The 16977-nt window shown below is 72.8% G+C and carries 9 protein-coding genes; 8 read left to right on the plus strand and 1 reads right to left on the minus strand.

The window, feature by feature from the left end; all coding sequences use genetic code 11:
• Positions 1 to 3: 3 nt before the first annotated feature.
• Both ABH931_RS38075 and ABH931_RS38080 read left to right on the plus strand, forming a co-directional pair.
• A complete protein-coding gene (locus tag ABH931_RS38075; protein ID WP_370124307.1) occupies positions 4 to 8442 on the plus strand; it encodes an amino acid adenylation domain-containing protein in 8439 nt (2812 codons plus the stop codon).
• 89 nt (positions 8443 to 8531) lie between these two features.
• A complete protein-coding gene (locus tag ABH931_RS38080; protein ID WP_370124271.1) occupies positions 8532 to 9350 on the plus strand; it encodes a 4'-phosphopantetheinyl transferase superfamily protein in 819 nt (272 codons plus the stop codon).
• Positions 9351 to 9419: 69 nt separating this feature from the next.
• On the opposite strand, the gene ABH931_RS38085 is transcribed toward ABH931_RS38080, so the two are convergent.
• On the minus strand, positions 9420 to 10403 hold the full coding sequence (locus ABH931_RS38085) for a LuxR C-terminal-related transcriptional regulator (protein ID WP_370124273.1): 984 nt from the start codon (positions 10401 to 10403) through the stop codon (positions 9420 to 9422).
• Positions 10404 to 11016: 613 nt separating this feature from the next.
• Between ABH931_RS38085 and ABH931_RS38090 the strand changes: the two genes are divergently transcribed.
• The 6 genes from ABH931_RS38090 to ABH931_RS38115 all read left to right on the plus strand — a co-directional run bounded on the left by ABH931_RS38090 (position 11017) and on the right by ABH931_RS38115 (position 16903).
• Positions 11017 to 11175 (plus strand): hypothetical protein, encoded by a 159-nt coding sequence (locus tag ABH931_RS38090; RefSeq protein ID WP_370124275.1) that lies wholly within the window; start codon positions 11017 to 11019, stop codon positions 11173 to 11175.
• A gap of 14 nt (positions 11176 to 11189) precedes the next feature.
• Positions 11190 to 11474 carry a hypothetical protein gene (locus ABH931_RS38095; RefSeq protein ID WP_370124277.1) on the plus strand — a complete coding sequence of 95 codons (285 nt, stop codon included), beginning with the start codon at positions 11190 to 11192 and terminating at the stop codon, positions 11472 to 11474.
• 74 nt (positions 11475 to 11548) lie between these two features.
• Positions 11549 to 12631, plus strand: coding sequence for a ParB N-terminal domain-containing protein (locus ABH931_RS38100; RefSeq protein ID WP_370124279.1), 1083 nt, complete (start codon positions 11549 to 11551; stop codon positions 12629 to 12631).
• A gap of 230 nt (positions 12632 to 12861) precedes the next feature.
• Positions 12862 to 14445 carry an MBL fold metallo-hydrolase gene (locus ABH931_RS38105; protein WP_370124281.1) on the plus strand — a complete coding sequence of 528 codons (1584 nt, stop codon included), beginning with the start codon at positions 12862 to 12864 and terminating at the stop codon, positions 14443 to 14445.
• A gap of 143 nt (positions 14446 to 14588) precedes the next feature.
• Positions 14589 to 15431, plus strand: a complete 843-nt coding sequence (locus ABH931_RS38110) for an alpha/beta fold hydrolase (RefSeq protein ID WP_370124283.1) — start codon at positions 14589 to 14591, stop codon at positions 15429 to 15431.
• An 89-nt stretch (positions 15432 to 15520) separates the two neighbouring features.
• A complete protein-coding gene (locus ABH931_RS38115; RefSeq protein WP_370124285.1) occupies positions 15521 to 16903 on the plus strand; it encodes a PLP-dependent aminotransferase family protein in 1383 nt (460 codons plus the stop codon).
• The last annotated feature ends 74 nt before the right edge of the window (positions 16904 to 16977 follow it).

Here is a 16977-nt window from a genome sequence, read left to right on the forward strand (position 1 = left end):
GGGCTGACGGCGGCGGATCGGGTGTTGCAGAAGACGCCGTTCGGGTTCGACGTGTCGGTGTGGGAGTTCTTCTGGCCGCTGCTGGAGGGTGCCACGTTGGTGGTGGCGAAGCCGGGCGGGCACAAGGACCCGGCCTACCTGGCCGAGCTGATCCGTCGTGAGGGTGTGACCGTCACCCACTTCGTCCCCTCCATGCTGGAGGCCTTCCTGCGGGAGCCCTCGGCGGCCGACTGCACGAGCCTGCGGGCCGTGATGGCCAGTGGCGAGGCCCTGCCGGCCGACCTGCGCGACCGCTTCCTCGCGACGCTCGGTGAGACGGCGCAGTTGCACAACCTCTACGGTCCGACGGAGGCGTCGGTCGACGTGACCGCCTGGACCTGCTTGCCCACCGATACCGGCAGCAGCGTGCCGATCGGTGCGCCGGTGTTCAACACGCAGACCTATGTGCTGGACGACCGGCTCCGGCCGGTTCCGGTGGGTGTCGGCGGTGATCTGTATCTCGCGGGTGTGCAGTTGGCGCGCGGGTATGTCGGCCGGTTCGGGCTGACGGCGGACCGTTTCGTCGCCAACCCGTTCAGCGCGACCGGTGAGCGGATGTACCGCACCGGCGACCAGGCCCGCTGGACGGCTGACGGCCAGCTGGTCTACCTGGGCCGCAACGACGACCAGGTCAAGATCCGCGGCTTCCGCATCGAACCCGGCGAGGTCCAGGCCGTCATCGCCGCCCACCCGGACGTCGCCCAGGCCGCCGTCATCGCCCGCGAGGACACCCCCGGCGACAAGCGCCTGGTCGCCTACCTCGTCCCCGCATCCGACACCGACTCCCTGACCGAGTCCGTCCTGGCGTTCGCCGCGGAGCGGCTGCCGGAGTACATGGTCCCCTCCGCCGTTGTCCTGCTGGACGCACTGCCGACCACGACCAACGGCAAGCTCGACCGCCGCGCCCTCCCGGCGCCGCAGTACGGCGGCGCCGCCGGCTCCGGCCGCGGCCCGGCCACCGTCCAGGAGGAACTGCTGTGCGGCGCGTTCGCGCAGGTCCTGGGCCTGCCGAGCGTCGGCGTTGACGACGACTTCTTCACCCTCGGCGGCCACTCCCTCCTCGCCACCCGCCTCGTCTCGCGCATCCGCACCCTCCTCGGGGTCGAACTGCCGCTGCGGACCCTCTTCGAGGCCCGCACCGCCGCCGGGGTCGCCACCCGGCTCGGTGACGCCGCCGGAGTGGCTCGCACCGCGCTGACCGTGCAGCAGCGGCCCGAGCGGCTGCCGCTCTCCTACGCCCAGCAGCGCCTCTGGTTCATTGGCCAGTTGGAAGGTCCGAACGCGACCTACAACCTGCCGGTCGCCCTGCGCCTGGCCGGCGAGGTCGACCGCGAGGCCCTGTCGGCCGCGCTGCGCGACGTGCTGGAGCGCCACGAGGTGCTGCGCACCGTCTTCGCGACGGCCGACGGCGAGCCCCACCAGCGGATCCTCACCATGGACGAGCTGGACTGGCAGCTGCACACCGCCGACCTCGACGAGGCCGACCTGCCGCGTGTGGTGGCCGAGGCCCAGGCGTACGGCTTCAACCTGGCCGACGACGTGCCCGTGAAGGCGTGGCTGTTCTCGACCGCCCCGGACCGCCACGTCCTGGTGCTGGTGGTGCACCACATCGCCGGTGACGGCTGGTCGATGGCCCCGCTGTCGCGGGACATCGCCGCCGCCTACGAGGCGCGCCGCGCCGGGGACGCCCCGCAGTGGACGCCGCTGCCGGTGCAGTACGCGGACTACGCGATCTGGCAGCGCGACCTGCTCGGCGACGACCAGGACCCGGACAGCCTGATCTCCCGTCAGATGGGGTACTGGCGCGAGACTCTCGCCGATGCGCCGGAGGAGCTGGAGCTCCCCGCCGACCGTCCCCGCCCGGCCGTGGCCGGCTACCTGGGGCACAGCGTGCCGCTGCACGTCCCCGCCGAGCTGCACACGCGGCTGGTGGAGCTGGCACAGGCGGAGGGCGTGACGCTCTTCATGGTGCTCCAGGCCGGCCTGGCGGTGCTGCTGTCGCGGCTCGGCGCCGGCACCGACATCCCCGTGGGCGCTGCCGTGGCCGGGCGCACCGACGAGGCGTTGGACGACCTGGTCGGGTTCTTCGTCAACACCCTGGTCATGCGCAACGACCTGACCGGCGACCCGACCTTCCGCGAGGCGCTGGCCCGGGTCCGCGAGGCGAGCCTGGGCGCGTTCGCGCACCAGGACGTGCCGTTCGAGCGCCTCGTCGAGGAGCTCGCGCCGACCCGCTCGCTGTCCCGGCACCCGCTCTACCAGGTCATGCTGACCCTGCAGAACAACGCCCGCACGGTCGTCGGCCTCTCCGGCCTGCGCTCCGAGGGCAACAGCGTCGTGGACGCGCCCGGCGGGCTCGTCGCGGCCAAGTTCGACCTCGACGTGATGGTCGGGGAGTCCTTCGACCCGCAGGGCCGCCCCGGGGGCCTGTACGGCCACCTGACGGCCTCCGACGACCTGTTCGACGTGGCCACCGCCCGCCTGCTGGCGGAGCGCCTGACGCGCGTCCTGGCCGCCGTGACGGCCGATCCGCAGCTGCCGCTGAGCGCGGTGGAGGTGCTGGACGCCGCCGAGCGCGAGCAGGTCGTCAGCGGCTGGGCCGGCGCCACCGCTCCGGTGCCGGCCGGGACCGTCGCCGACCTGTTCGCGGCGCAGGCCGTCCGGACCCCGGAGGCGGTCGCGATCGTCGCCGAGGGCGAACGGCTCTCCTACGCCGAGCTCGACGCCCGCGCCAACCGGCTCGCCCGGCACCTCGCGGGTCTGGGCGCCGGTCCCGAGGCCGTCGTCGGCCTGTGCCTGGGCCGCGGCCTGGACATGGTCACCGCGATCCTCGCGGTGTGGAAGTCGGGCGCGGGCTACCTGCCGATCGACCCCGAGGCGGACGCCGACCGCACCGCGTTCATGCTGCGCGACACCGGCGCCGTCGCCCTGGTCGGCCACAAGGAGACGCTGGCCCCGCTGACGCAGGACCACCTCGACGCCTCGCTGCCGGTCCTGGCCCTGGACGACCCGCAGGTCGCGGCCGCCGTCGCGGCGCAGGACGCCACCGCTCCGGCGGTGGCCACCTCCGCCGCCGGTCTGGCCTACGTGATCTACACCTCCGGCTCCACCGGCACCCCCAAGGGCGTCGCGGTCACCCACGGCTCCCTGGCCAACTACACCGCCCACGTCCCGGGCCGGATCGGGTACGGCGAACCGGGACGCCGCTACGCGCTGCTGCAGGCCCAGGTCACCGACCTCGGCAACACCGTGCTGTTCATCAGCCTGGCCACCGGCGGCACCCTGTACGTGCTCGACCATGACGCGGTCACCGACCCGGAGCTGGTCGCCGCGTTCCTCGCCGAGCACCGGATCGACCACTTCAAGGCCGTCCCCTCGCACCTGGCCGCGCTGGGCGCCGAGGGGCTGGGCCGGGTGCTGCCCGCCGTCTCGCTGGTGCTCGGCGGTGAGGCCGCCCCGCTCAGCTGGGCCGCCGAGCTGCTGGACACCGCCGCCGGGCGCGGCGTGTTCAACCACTACGGCCCGACCGAGACCACGATCGGCGTCGCCACCACCGAGATCACCCGCGAGCACCTGCGGCTGCCGTCGGTCCCGGTCGGCACCCCGATCGCCAACACCCGCTTCCACGTCTTGGACGAGCGCCTGCGGCCGGTCGCCCCCGGCGTCGCCGGCGAGCTCTACGTCGCGGGCGCGGGTGTGGCCCGCGGCTACGTCAACCGCCCCGGCCTCACCGCCGGCCGGTTCGTCGCCGACCCGTTCTCCGACGCCGGTGAGCGGATGTACCGCACGGGCGACCGGGCCCGCTGGACCAGGGACGGCGAGCTGCTGTACCTGGGCCGCACCGACGACCAGGTGAAGATCCGCGGCTTCCGCATCGAGCCCGGGGAGATCCAGGCCGCGCTGCTGGGCCACCCCGACGTGGCCCAGGCCGCCGTCCTCGCCCGCGAGGACGTCCCCGGGGACAAGCGCCTGGTCGCCTACGTCACCCCGGCCGCCGGCTGCGAGGTGGACCTGGAGACCCTCGCGGGGCTGGTCCGCGGCTACGCGGCCGAGCACCTGCCCGAGCAGATGGTCCCGGCCGCCGTCGTGGGCCTCGCCGCCCTGCCGCTGGCCAGCAACGGCAAGCTCAACCGCAAGGCGCTGCCCGCCCCCGACTACCGCGGCGGCGGCAACGGCGAGGGCCGGGCCCCGGGCACCATGGCCGAGGAGATCCTGTGCGGCGTCTTCGCGCAGATCCTCGGGCTGGAGTCGGTGGGCGTCGACGAGGACTTCTTCGCCCTCGGCGGCCACTCGCTGCTGGCGACCCGTCTGGTCAGCCGCGTCCGCGCGGTCCTGGGCGTGGAGCTGACGCTGCGGATGCTCTTCGAGGCGCCCACCCCGGCCGGGCTCGCCGCCCGCCTCGACGAGGCCGGCAGCGCCCGCACCGCGCTGGTCCGCCAGGAGCGGCCCGAGCGCGTCCCGCTCTCCTTCGCCCAGCGCCGCCTGTGGTTCCTGGAGCAGGTCGAGGGCCCGAGCCCGACGTACAACATCTCCATCGCGGTCGGGCTGAACGGCGACGTCGACACCCCGGCCATGGCCGCCGCCCTGCGGGACGTGCTGGAGCGCCACGAGGTGCTGCGCACGGTCTTCCCGATGGAGGACGGCGTGCCCTACCAGCGCATCCTCGCCATGGACGAGCTGGACTGGGAGCTGCTGACCGCGCAGGCCGGTGAGGAGGAGCTGGGCAGGCTGGTCGCCCGCGCGGTCGACCACGCCTTCGACGTCTCCGTCGAGGTGCCGGTCAAGGCGTGGCTGTTCAGCTCCGCCCCGGACCGCCACGTGCTGGTCCTGGTGGTGCACCACATCGCCGGTGACGGCTGGTCGCGCGGGCCGCTGGCCCGCGACATCGCGGCCGCCTACGCCGCCCGGCGCGGCGGCGAGGCCCCGGTCTGGGAGCCGCTGGCGGTGCAGTACGCCGACTACGCGCTGTGGCAGCGGGACCTGCTGGGTGACGACGCCGACCCGGAGAGCCTGATCTCCCGTCAGCTCGCCTGGTGGCGTGACGCTCTCGCGGGCATCCCGGAGGAGCTGGAGCTGCCGTTCAACGACCCGAACGGCGCGGCGCCGGACTTCCGCACCTACACCGCCCCGCTGGAGATCCCCGCGCCGGTCCACGCCCGTCTGGTCGAGCTGGCCCAGGCGGAGGGCGTGACCCTCTACATGGTTCTTCAGGCGGCCGTGGCGGTGCTGCTGTCCCGGCTCGGGGCCGGCACCGACATCCCCCTCGGCGCGGCCGTGGCCGGCCGTACCGACGAGGCGCTGGACGACCTGATCGGGTTCTTCGTCAACACCCTGGTCATGCGCACCGACCTGTCCGGCGACCCGACCTTCCGTGAGGTGCTGGGCCGGGTCCGCGACGCCGGTCTGGGCGCCTTCGCCCACCAGGACATCCCCTTCGAGCGGCTGGTCGAGGAGCTGGCCCCGGTCCGCTCCGCCACCCGCAACCCGCTGTTCCAGGTCATGCTGACGCTGCAGAACACCACGCGTGGCGGGGCGCGGCTGGCCGGCGTGCGCGGCGGCGCGGTCCCGGAGACCGTCGCCAAGGAGCTGGCCGCCGGCACGCCGTCCGCCAAGTTCGGCATGGACTTCTCCGTCAGCGAGAAGTTCGACGCCGACGGCCGCCCGGCCGGACTGCTCGGCCACCTGGCCGTCGCCTCCCGGCACCACGACCCGGAGACGGCCCGCGACCTCGCCGCCCGCTGGGCGCGGGTGCTCACCGCGGTCGGCGAGGCCCCGCAGTCGCGGCTCGGCGCCGTCGACGTCCTCGGCGACGAGGAGCGGCAGCGGATGCTGCACGAGTGGAACGACACGGCGCTGGAGGTCCGCGACGAGACCCTGGTGGACCTGTTCGCCCGCCAGGTCGAGCGCAGCCCCGAGGCCCTGGCCGTCCTCTCCGACGCCGCCACGCTGACCTACGCCGAACTGGACGCGCGGGCCAACCGCCTGGCCCGGTACCTCGTCGGCACCGGCGTGGGCCCGGAGTCGCTCGTGGCGATCGTCCAGGAGCGCGGCGCCGACCTGCTGGTCTCGGTGCTGGCCGTGCTCAAGGCCGGCGGCGCCTACCTGCCGGTCGACCCGAGGTACCCGGCCGAGCGCATCGCGTTCCTGCTCGGGGACGCCGACGCCGCCCTGGTCCTGGCCTCGCGGGCGAGCCTTTCCGCGCTGCCGGAGCAGGCCGCGCTGCCGGTCGTCCTGGTCGACGACCCGGAGGTGACCGCACGGGTCGCCGAGCTCGCCGACACCCCGCTCACCCAGGGCGAGCGCACCACCGCGCTGCTGCCCGCGCACCCGGCCTACGTCATCTACACCTCCGGCTCGACCGGGACACCCAAGGGTGTCGTGGTGCCGCACGCCGGCGCGGTCAACCTGATCGCGGCGGACGGCTGGGAGCTCGACAGCACCAGCCGGGTGCTGCAGTTCGCCTCCGTCGGCTTCGACGCGGCCACCTGGGACCTGCTGATGGCCTTCGGCTCGGGCGCCTGCGTGGTGACCGCCCCGGCGGAGGAACTGCTGCCCGGCGCCGGCCTCGCGGAGGTCATCGCCCGGCACGGTGCCACGCACATGCTGCTGCCGCCCGCCGTGCTGGAGGTGCTGGACCCCGCTGACCTTCCGTCGGTGACGACGCTGTTCTCCGGCGGCGACGCGCTCGGCGCCGAGCAGGTGGCCCGCTGGGCGCCGGGCCGGCGCTTCGTCAACGCCTACGGCCCGACCGAGATCACCGTCTGCGCCACCATGGCGGGCCCGCTGGCGCCCGGCGAGGAGCCCTCCATCGGACGGCCGAACGCCAACACCCAGGTGTACGTGCTCGACGAGTGGCTCACCCCGGTCGCCCCGGGCGTGGTCGGCGAGCTGTACATCGGCGGCGCCGGCGTCACCCGCGGCTACCTGCGCCGCGGCGGCATGACCGCCGGGCGCTTCGTCGCCGACCCGTTCACCGGTGAGGGCGGTGCGCGGATGTACCGCACCGGCGACCGGGTCAAGTGGACCGCCGACGGGCGGCTCGTCTTCGCCGGCCGTACGGACGACCAGGTCAAGATCCGCGGCTTCCGCATCGAGCCCGGCGAGGTCCAGGCCGTGGTGGCCGCCCTGCCGGAGGTCGCCCAGGCGGTCGTGGTGGTCCGCGAGGACACCCCCGGGGACAAGCGCCTGGTCGCCTACGTGGTGCCCGCGGCCGACGCCCCCGACGCCGAGGCCCTCCCGGCCGACGTGCGCCGCCACGTCGGGCAGCGGCTGCCCGAGTACATGGTCCCGGCCGCCGTGGTGGTCGTGGACGCCATGCCGCTGACGCCCAACGGCAAGCTGGACCGGCGGGCGCTGCCCGCTCCGGACCACACCGCCGCGGAGCCGCAGGGGGAGCGGCGCGGTCCCGCGACCGCGCTGGAGGGGCTCATGTGCGAGGTCTTCGCGCAGGTGCTCGGCGTCGAGAGCGTCGGGGTCGACGAGGACTTCTTCCAGTTGGGCGGGCACTCGCTGCTGGCGGTCACGTTGGTGTCGCGCCTGCAGGCACGCGGGGTCTCGGTGACCGTGCGCAACCTGCTGGCGGCGCCCACCGTCAGCGGTCTGATGGCCCGGATGGACCTCGGCGCGGTCAGTGACGCGCTGGAGGTGCTGCTGCCGATCCGTACCGGGGGCAGCCGGCCGCCGTTCTTCTGCATCCACCCCGGCGGCGGTCTGAGCTGGTCCTACATGCCGCTGGCGCGGTTCGTCCCCGAGGACGTGCCGCTGTACGGACTGCAGGCCCGGGGCCTGGACGGCAGCGGCGAACTGGCGGCCTCGGTCGCCGAGATGGCGGAGGACTACATCCGCGAGATCCGCGCCGTCCAGCCCAGCGGTCCCTACCACCTGCTCGGCTGGTCCTTCGGCGGCATCCCGGTCCACGAGATCGCCCTCCGGCTGCAGCGGCAGGGCGAGGAGATCGGCGCGCTGGTGATCATGGACACCTATCCGACCGTCAGGGACGCCGACGACGACGCGGGCACGCCCGCCGGCCCCGTCGACGCCGAGGGCCGGACCCTGACGCAGGACGAGCAGCTCGCCGAGATCGGGGCCAAGATGCGCCGCGAGGCCGGGGCCACCCTCGGCGCGATCTCCGACGAGGAGTCGCTGCGCCTGGCCCGGATCTTCCTCAACAACAGCGCCCTGAAGCGGGAGCACGCCCTCGGGCTGTTCGAGGGCGACGCCCTGGTCCTGGTCGCCGGGAAGGACCGTCCCGAGACGGCCCCGAACGGCAAGAACTGGAGGCCGTACGTGACCGGTGAGGTCGCCGAGGCCCACCTGCCGTGCACGCACTCGGACATGGTCCGCCCCGAGATGCTGGAGCAGGCCTGGTCCGCCATAGCGAGGTGGCTCGAGCGGGAGAACTGACCACCACGACGGGCCCCGGCCCTTGCCGGGAGGCATCCCGGGGCCCGTCCCGACCGCACCACGCCACCTTCGCTGTTCAGGAGGAAACCTTGTCAGACACTGACGTTCGCCCTTCTTCCTTCGCCTCCACCGACCGCGTGCCGCTGCGCGCCGCGGCAGACCTGTGGCTGCTGCGCGCGGCGGACGTGTGCGCCTCCGACGACCACGCCACGGCGCTGGCCGCCGAGCTGCTGGACCGTCAGGAGCGGCAGCAGGCCTCCGTCTTCCGGCAGCCCGCCGACAAGGCCCGCTACGTCGCCGCGCACGTCTCGTTGCGGCTGCTGCTCGCCGAGCGGGTCGGTGTGCCGGCCCGCGACCTGGTCTACACCCGCGAACCCTGCCCCTGCTGCGGGGAGCCGCACGGCCGGCCGGCACTCGCGGACATGACCTGCCCGCTGCACTTCTCGCTCTCGCACGGCGGGGACCTGGTGCTGATCGGCATCGCCGAGACCCCGATCGGCGTGGATGTCGAGCCGGTCCCGCGCGGTGCGGAGGTGGAGGACCTGACCCCGCTGATGCACCCGGCCGAGCGGCTGGAGATCGACGGATGCGCCCCGGCCGACCGCCCTCTCGCCTTCGCCGGGCTGTGGACGCGCAAGGAGGCCTACCTCAAGGGGCTGGGCACGGGGCTGGGCCGCAATCCCGACGCCGACTACCTGGGCACGAGCGGCCTCGCCGCCCTGCCGTCCGGCTGGACCGTCGCCAACCTCGCCGCGGGTCCCGGCCACGCCGCCGCCTACGCGGTGCGCGACCGCGACCCCGGCGACCCCGGTGTCGGTCTGCTGCGGGAGCTCCCGTCCGGCTTCGCCGCGGCCGTGGGCCGCGCGGAGAGCCCACCGCGGACCCTCGCCCTGCCGCCGCTCCCGTGAACACGAAGGCCGGGCCCTGGACGGTCGTGCACGTCCCGAGGCCCGGCCCTGACAGGCGGGGGAGGTGACCTACACCCAACCCTCGCGGGCGGCGAGCACGCCGGCCTCGAACCGGCTGCGCGCCTGAAGGCGGGTCATCAGATCGGCGGCCAGGCGCCGCACCGTGCGCAGCGAGACGGCCAGGTGGCGGGCGGCGACCTCGTCGGTGCAGCCCTCGGCCAGCAGCCGCAGCAACTCCCGCTCCTGCGGACTGAGCCCGCGGTGGTCCTTGCGGATCGGCGTGCCCCACGGCGTGGCGTTGCGCCACACCTCCTCGAACAGCATCACCAGGGCCGCCACGGCGCCGGCGCTGTGCAGGACCAGGGCGCCCTTGAGGGCGTTGCCCGGCTCCAGGGGGACCAGCGCCACCTTCCGGTCGAAGATGACCATGCGCATGGTGAGGGAGGGGATGGTGCGCGTCTCGGCGCCGAGCGCGGAGCTCCAGTGCACGTAGCCCATGGTGGCGGTGTCGTTGCGCAGGCTGTCCTGGTAGAGGGAGCGCACGGCGACGCCGCGTTCCAGCAGTACCTGGTCGGGACCCTTGCTGGCGCTCATGTCGTCGGGGCGCTGCGCTCCGCCGGTGACGAAGGACATGCACTCTTCCTTCGCGTTCTCCGCCAGATCCCGCAACCGGTCGCGGACCGCGTCGATACCGTCGAGGCACTCGGCCACCTCGGGCAGGAAGTCCCGGCGCGAGCTGCCGTACTCCGCCGCGAGCGCGGCGATGGACTCTCTGGCCTCGTCGAGCTGTCTTTGGTGCCGCAGCAGGGCCGCGCTCTGCCGTGCGTGCAGGGCGCTCAGGCTGACGGCGGGATCGACCGGGCGAAGGCTGTCCTCCTCCGGTCCGGTCGGGCGCAGCAGATGCAGGCGTGCCAACTGGTCCAGCGCGGACCGGACTGCGGCCTCGGTGAGACCCGAGCGGTCGCACAACTCCTCGATGCCCTGCTGTGGTGAGTCCAGGAGCGATCGGTAGACGACCTCTGCGGCAGGTTCCAGCCCGAGGGCTTCCAACATGCGTTCACCTCATTCGAACCTAGGGCGATGTTGTCGGCTTCAGGTTCGCGCAGCATCCTGTGCGTCCACGTGTCACGGCAGTCGCGCGCAGTGGACTGACGGGTGGTGAGGAAGGCAGCTCGCAGTCGCTCCGGTGGTTCTGTCCGCATGCTTGCGCCCCCGTACTCGTCAGCCATGCGCCGTACTGCGCTCCCCCGGGTGCCAGTTGAACGCCGCAGTGCCTGATGGTGCCGGGGGCGAGCATAGTTTGTGCAGATAGGCCTACCAACAGCCCGACACGAAGTCTTGACGCGGGCACGGCCACGCCGTCCGTCGGTGGCGCGTGCCGCGAGCCGGCCCGAGGGTGGCCGGAAGGTGCCCGAAGACGTTGATCCACGGTGGCACGTCGAGGCCAGGCAGCACAGTGCCAGTGTGAGGAAACCACTGGTCAGGGCCGGTTTTCGAGGTGTCCTGAGTGGCACCAAGCGGCACGCGCGGTTGCTGCCAGCCTTCAGCCCTTACGAGGGGGGTCCGCCAGCGGCCAAGCTCTAGTCATCGCCAGACGGGCCGGCCGACAGGAAGCCGGGGGGATACCTGCGGCGAACACCATGACCAGCCCTGAAGGAGCTTCGCTATGTCTCGCCTCGCGGCATTTGTCGGTTCTGCCTTGATTGTCCTGGCCGTCCTGGTGGGGGCCTTCGCCGGCGGCAGCTCCAACGCCGCGGCGCGCTCGACCGCCGACAGCACCCCGGCCGCCGCCGCCACGCCCAACTGCGCGTGCTGGGGCCCGTGATCCAAGGAGACACCATGCTCGCCGTACTCGTCCGAGTGACCGCACCCACCCAGGAGGTGGAGACGCCGAACCTGGCGCTGGTCGAGGACGTGGTCTGGGCGGCGGCCGAACCCCGTGACTGCCTGGAACACGTGACCGTCGAAGTCGACCGGGGCCTCGTCAGCATCATGACCTTCGTCCGGGCGGCGGACAAGGAACATGCGGAAGCCCAGGCTGGGGCGCTGATCGGCCGGGCCGTCCACCGGGCGGTTCCGTTTCGCGGCTGGCGGGTCCTCGAATGCTCGGCCGTGGACCTGTGAAACGCGCACCGCGGAGTGCGAGACCCTCCGCGCCGACCCCACACCCGCACTCGTTTCCCTGAGGCAGACGCGACATGACCGACTACAGCAGAGCGCTGCGGGAAACGCAGTGCGTTCCGATCCGGATCGACCTCCTCAGCACCGGCGACCACCCCCGCTCCACCGGCCCGGACGACGAGCACGTGGCCCGGCTCGCGGAGATCGAGGAGAACCTCCCGCCGATCCTCGTCGACCGGCGCAACCTCACCGTCATCGACGGTCTGCACCGGCTCGCCGCCGCCCGCCGCCGCGGGGACACCCACATCGAGGTGCGCTTCTTCGACGGCACCCCCGACGAGGCGTTCCTGCGCGGTGTCGAGGCGAACGTCACGCACGGTCTCCCGCTGTCCCAGGCCGACCGGCGGGTCGCCGCCGAGCGCATCGTGACGACCCACCCGCACCTCTCCGACCGCGCCATCGCCCGTGCCGCGGGCCTCGGCGCCAAGACCATCGCCACCCTGCGCGCTCGTTCAACTGGCGGTGGACCGCAGTTGAACGTCCGCGTCGGCCGTGACGGCCGGGTGCGGCCGCTGAGCAGCGTGGAGGGCCGGCAGCGGGCCGCCGAGGTGATGCTCGCCCACCCCTCCGCCTCCCTGCGCGAGGTCGCGCAGATCGCCGGGATCTCGCCCGCCACCGTGAGCGACGTGCGCAAGCGGCTCCAGATGGGCCAGGACCCGGGCGGGGTCCGCAACGACGCGGCGCGCGCCGCGGTCCGGGCCGCCGAACTGGCCTCGGGCGAACTGGCCTCGGGCGGGCTGGGTGCCGGGCCGTGGGCGGCCGAGACGTCCCACGCCGTGGCCGAGCGGCACCCCGGCGACCGCGAGGAGGCGGTCCGCCCGCCCCTGCGGCGCATGCGGGCGGTTCCGGCCGACCCCGCCGTCGTCCTGGACAAGCTGCTGCGCGACCCGGCGCTGCGCCACAAGGAGGCCGGCCGCCAACTGCTGCGCCTGCTCCAGCAGAACGCGATGGCCGAGCGCGAGTGGCACGACCTCAGCGCCGCCGTCCCGGCCCACTCCGGAGAGATGGTCGTCCACCTGGCCCGCCGGTTCGCCGAGACCTGGTCCGGCTTCGCGGAGAGCCTGGACGAGCGGATGACCCGGATGGACAGCACCGGCTGAGACCCCCCGATCGGCCGGCCCGGAAATGTCCAGGGCATGCATGCGGTGAAGCCACCCGCGTGCATGCCCCTTTTTGAACACCCGTTGTTCGAACGGCTGATCGTTGAACGAAAGCGCGCCCAAGGGCCATAGTGATGCAGCCGAATGCTGCCGGTGTATTCCAGCCCTGCGCGCCCATTCGCCGTGCGCGGGCTTCTTCACGTTTCCGGTATTTCTGGGGAAGGTCACACATGGACGAACAGCTGAAGTACCTGCGTTCCCGCGCCATCATCGAACCACTGGTGGACCGGTTCTACGCATGGTTCTACACAGTCGCGCCGGTGCAAGCGGCAATGAACCTGGCGTTCCTGCAGATCCCGCTGCTGGAGTCGTATCTCCAGTCGCCGCAGGTGCACATCGCGGCCAGTAACAACCCCGAGCTGCGCGGCGGATACTTCGTCAACATTCCGGAGGACCGCGTCGAGGAGGTCCGCGAGCTCCTCGCCACGATCAAGCGCGACCGCGCCGAGATGATCCGCTTCGCCGAGGCCATCGCCGAGGGACAGGAGCTGCTGCGCGCCAACGCCACCGGCTTCGACCTCACCCCCCTGTACCCGCAGCTCCCCAAGGAGCTCGGCGGCGTCGTCGAGATGGCCTACGACACCGACAACCAGGCGCAGATCCGCTTCATGGAGCCGCTGGCCTACAAGAGCCCGGCCTACGCGCCGGCCCGTCAGTCCGTGCAGCTCTCGCTGGAGACCGGCATCGAGCGCCCGTTCATCCTCAGCACCCCGCGTCTGACCAACCCGGACGTCCTGGAGCTGGACATCCCGTTCAACCACCCGGGCCTGGAGGAGCTGTTCAAGGCCCGCGTGCACGGCGCCACCGTCAGCCACCTGCGTGAGGCGCTCGGCCTCGACGAGGCCCAGACCGAGCAGCTGCTGACCCTGCTGGCCGACGAGCCGGAGCTCGCCGAGGACCGGCACATCCCCGACGGCGGCCGCATCCGCTACTTCGGCCACGCCTGCCTGGTCCTGCAGACCCCCGAGGGCTCGGTCGTCACCGACCCGTTCATCTCCGCGGACAACTCCCAGGGCGACCGCTACACGCTGGACGACCTCCCGGACTTCATCGACCTGATCCTGATCACGCACGGCCACCAGGACCACATCGTCCTGGAGACGCTGCTCCAGCTGCGCGGCCGCGTGGGCTCGATCGTCGTCCCGCGCTCCTCGCGCGGCAACCTGCCCGACCCCTCGATGGCGCTGGTCCTGCGTCAGGTCGGCTTCAACGTCATCGAGGTCGACGAGTTCGACGAGGTGCCGTTCCCCGGCGGCAAGGTCACCGCGACGCCGTTCCTCGGCGAGCACTGCGACCTGGACATCCGCGGCAAGTCCACCTACTGGGTGGAGCTGGCCGGCAAGCGGGTCTTCGTCGGCGCCGACTCCTCGGGCATCGACCCGAAGCTGTACCGCTACATCCGCGAGCACCTGGGCAAGGCCGACCTCGCCTTCATCGGCATGGAGTGCGACGGCGCCCCGCTGACCTGGCTCTACCAGGCGCTGCTGACCAAGCCGGTCACCAAGAAGATGAGCAACTCCCGCAAGCTGTCCGGCTCCAACGCCAAGCAGGCGGGCGAGATCCTCACCGAGCTCGGTGTCGACGAGGCCTACGTCTACGCGATGGGCGAGGAGCCGTGGCTCGGCCACGTCATGGCCACCACGTACAACGAGGACACCTACCAGATCAAGCAGATCGAGGAGTTCCTCGACTGGGCCGGCCAGCGCGGCATCACCGCCGGCCACCTGTACGGCCAGCAGGAGTGGCGCTGGTAGCAGCCCGTCCGGCCGCGGCCGGCCAGGCACCGGAAGTACCGCACCACTGACGACGAGGAGGCCGCCTTGCACGCCCATCGGAACCCCACGCGAACCGGAACCCCGCGGTTCCGGGCCACCGCAGGCGAGTGAGGCGGCCCGTCATGCCCTACGTCGCCACCAACGGCATCAAGCTGAACTACAAGCGCACCGGTCAGGGTGAACGCGTGCTCATGATCATGGGCTCGTCCGCCTCGGGCCGCGTGTGGACCATGCACCAGACCCCCGCGCTCAACCGCGCCGGCTACCAGACCCTCACCTTCGACAACCGCGGCATCGCGCCCTCCGACGTGCCGCCGGGCGACTACACCCTGGAGGAGATGGTCGCCGACACCGTCGGACTGATCGAGGCGCTGGACTTCGGCCCCTGCCACATCGTCGGCACCTCGCTGGGCGCCATGATCGCCCAGGTGATCGCCGCCGACCGGCCCGACCTGGTCACCAGCGCCGTCCTGATCGGCACCCGGGCGCGCTCCGACGCGTTCCGCCGGGCCCTGTCCCGCGCCGACCGGACGCTGGCGAGCGAGGGAGTGCGGCTGCCGCCCGCCTACGAGGCGCTGACCACGGTCACCCAGATGCTCTCCCCCGCGACGCTGCTGGACGACACGGCCGTCACCATGTGGCTCGACCTGCTCGAACTCACCGCCGGCGAATCCGGCGGCGGCGGGCAGAGCGGCGTCGACACCCACACCGACCGGCGCCCGCTGCTGAGCCGGATCGCGGTGCCCTGCCGCGTCATCAGCTTCACCGACGACCTGGTCACCCCCGCGGCCCTGGGCGCCGAGGTGGCCGCCGCGATCCCCGGCTGCGACCACGTCGAGATCCCCTCCTGCGGCCACTGGGGCTACCTGGAACGGCCGGACGAGGTCAACCGGGCGATCCTCACGTTCCTGAACCGATCCGGCCGTCAGGGCCCGGGCCGACGCCCGCTCGCGGCCACCGCCTGACCGGGCACGCGCACAGCCACCGCCTGACCGGGCACGCGCACAGCCACCGCACGGCCCACCGGCCGTCCGTCTTCCCTGGAGGTACCCCCGTGACGGTTCAGGACCTGCGACCGGACCTGGAACTGGAACTGGCCCTGGTTCCCGAGGCCGCGCCGGGCGCCCTCCTCGGTGGGGCGGTGCTCGACGCCGCCGACCTCCACAGCTCCCTGATGGACCCGGTCCTCGACTCGATGACCTTCCTCAACGAGGTCACCCACCGCTATCCCGACGCGATCTCCTTCGCCCCCGGGCGCCCCTACGACGGCTTCTTCGACACCGAGCAGGTCTTCGACCACCTGCGCCGCTACCTCGACCACCTGCGCGACCGCGGACGCACCCCCGAGCAGATCCGCGACCAGGTGTTCCAGTACGGTCCGACCGCCGGCGTCATCCGCGAGCTGCTCGCGAAGTCCCTCGCCCGCGACGAGGACGTCCACGTCGCGCCCGAGTCCCTCGTCGTCACCGTCGGCTGCCAGGAGGCCATGTTCCTCGCCGTGCGGGCCCTGATCGCCTGGCCCGCGGACGTGCTGCTCGCCTCCAGCCCCTGCTACGTCGGCATCACCGGCGTCGCCCGCCTGCTCGGCGTGCCGCTGACCGCCGTCGAGGAGGGGCCCGACGGCTTCGACCTCGACGTCCTGGAGCGCACCCTGCGCGCCGAACGCGGCCAGGGCCGGCGCCCCCGCGCGCTCTACGTCATCCCCGACCACGCCAACCCGTCCGGCACGACCATGCCGCTGGCCACCCGCCACGCGCTGCTCGCCCTCGCCGAGCGCGAGGACTTCCTGATCCTCGAGGACAGCCCCTACCGGATCGTCAGCCCCGGTCGGCAACTGCCCACGCTGAAGAGCCTGGACACCGGCCGCCGCGTCGTGCAGCTCGGCTCGCTGTCGAAGACCCTCTTCCCCGGCGCCCGCGTCGGCTACGTCGTCGCGGACCAGCCCGTGGTGCACGCGGACGGCAGCACCGGTCTGCTCGCCGACGAACTGGCCAAGATCAAGAGCATGGTCACGGTGAACACCTCGCCGATCAGCCAGGCCGTCGTGGCCGGCATGCTCCTCGCGGCCGACGGCCGCACCAAGGAGCTCAACACCGAGACCGCCGCCTACTACGGCCGCGCCATGCGCGCCACCCTCGACGAACTCGACCGCGCCCTTCCGCCCGCCCTGCGCGAGCGCCTCGGGGTGCGCTGGAACGAGCCCCAGGGCGGGTTCTTCCTCGCCGTCGACGTGCCGTTCGCGGCGGACAACCAGGCTCTCGCCCGTTCCGCGGGCGAGTACGGGGTCATCTGGACCCCCATGTCCTACTTCTACCCGCAGGGCGGGGGCGAGCGCAGCCTGCGTCTCTCCGTCAGCTACCTGACCCCGGCCCAGATCACGGAAGGAGTGGCCAGGCTCAACCGGTTCATCCGAGCCGAGGCGAACGCGCGGTCCTGACCGCGCCACAGCTCTCGGCGGCACCCGACCCTCACGGAGGTTCGACCCAACGTGTCAACACAGCTGAATCCCCC

It is taken from the genome of Streptacidiphilus sp. MAP12-33, assembly GCF_041261265.1.
Taxonomy (GTDB): Bacteria; Actinomycetota; Actinomycetes; order Streptomycetales; family Streptomycetaceae; genus Streptacidiphilus.

Bases quoted from the DNA above. Each gene is read 5' to 3' on its own strand.
- ABH931_RS38085 (WP_370124273.1), bottom strand. From the start codon at position 10,403: ATGTTGGAAGCCCTCGGGCTGGAACCTGCCGCAGAGGTCGTCTACCGA.
- ABH931_RS38090 (WP_370124275.1), top strand. From the start codon at position 11,017: ATGTCTCGCCTCGCGGCATTTGTCGGTTCTGCCTTGATTGTCCTGGCC.
- ABH931_RS38095 (WP_370124277.1), top strand. From the start codon at position 11,190: ATGCTCGCCGTACTCGTCCGAGTGACCGCACCCACCCAGGAGGTGGAG.
- ABH931_RS38100 (WP_370124279.1), top strand. From the start codon at position 11,549: ATGACCGACTACAGCAGAGCGCTGCGGGAAACGCAGTGCGTTCCGATC.
- ABH931_RS38105 (WP_370124281.1), top strand. From the start codon at position 12,862: ATGGACGAACAGCTGAAGTACCTGCGTTCCCGCGCCATCATCGAACCA.
- ABH931_RS38110 (WP_370124283.1), top strand. From the start codon at position 14,589: ATGCCCTACGTCGCCACCAACGGCATCAAGCTGAACTACAAGCGCACC.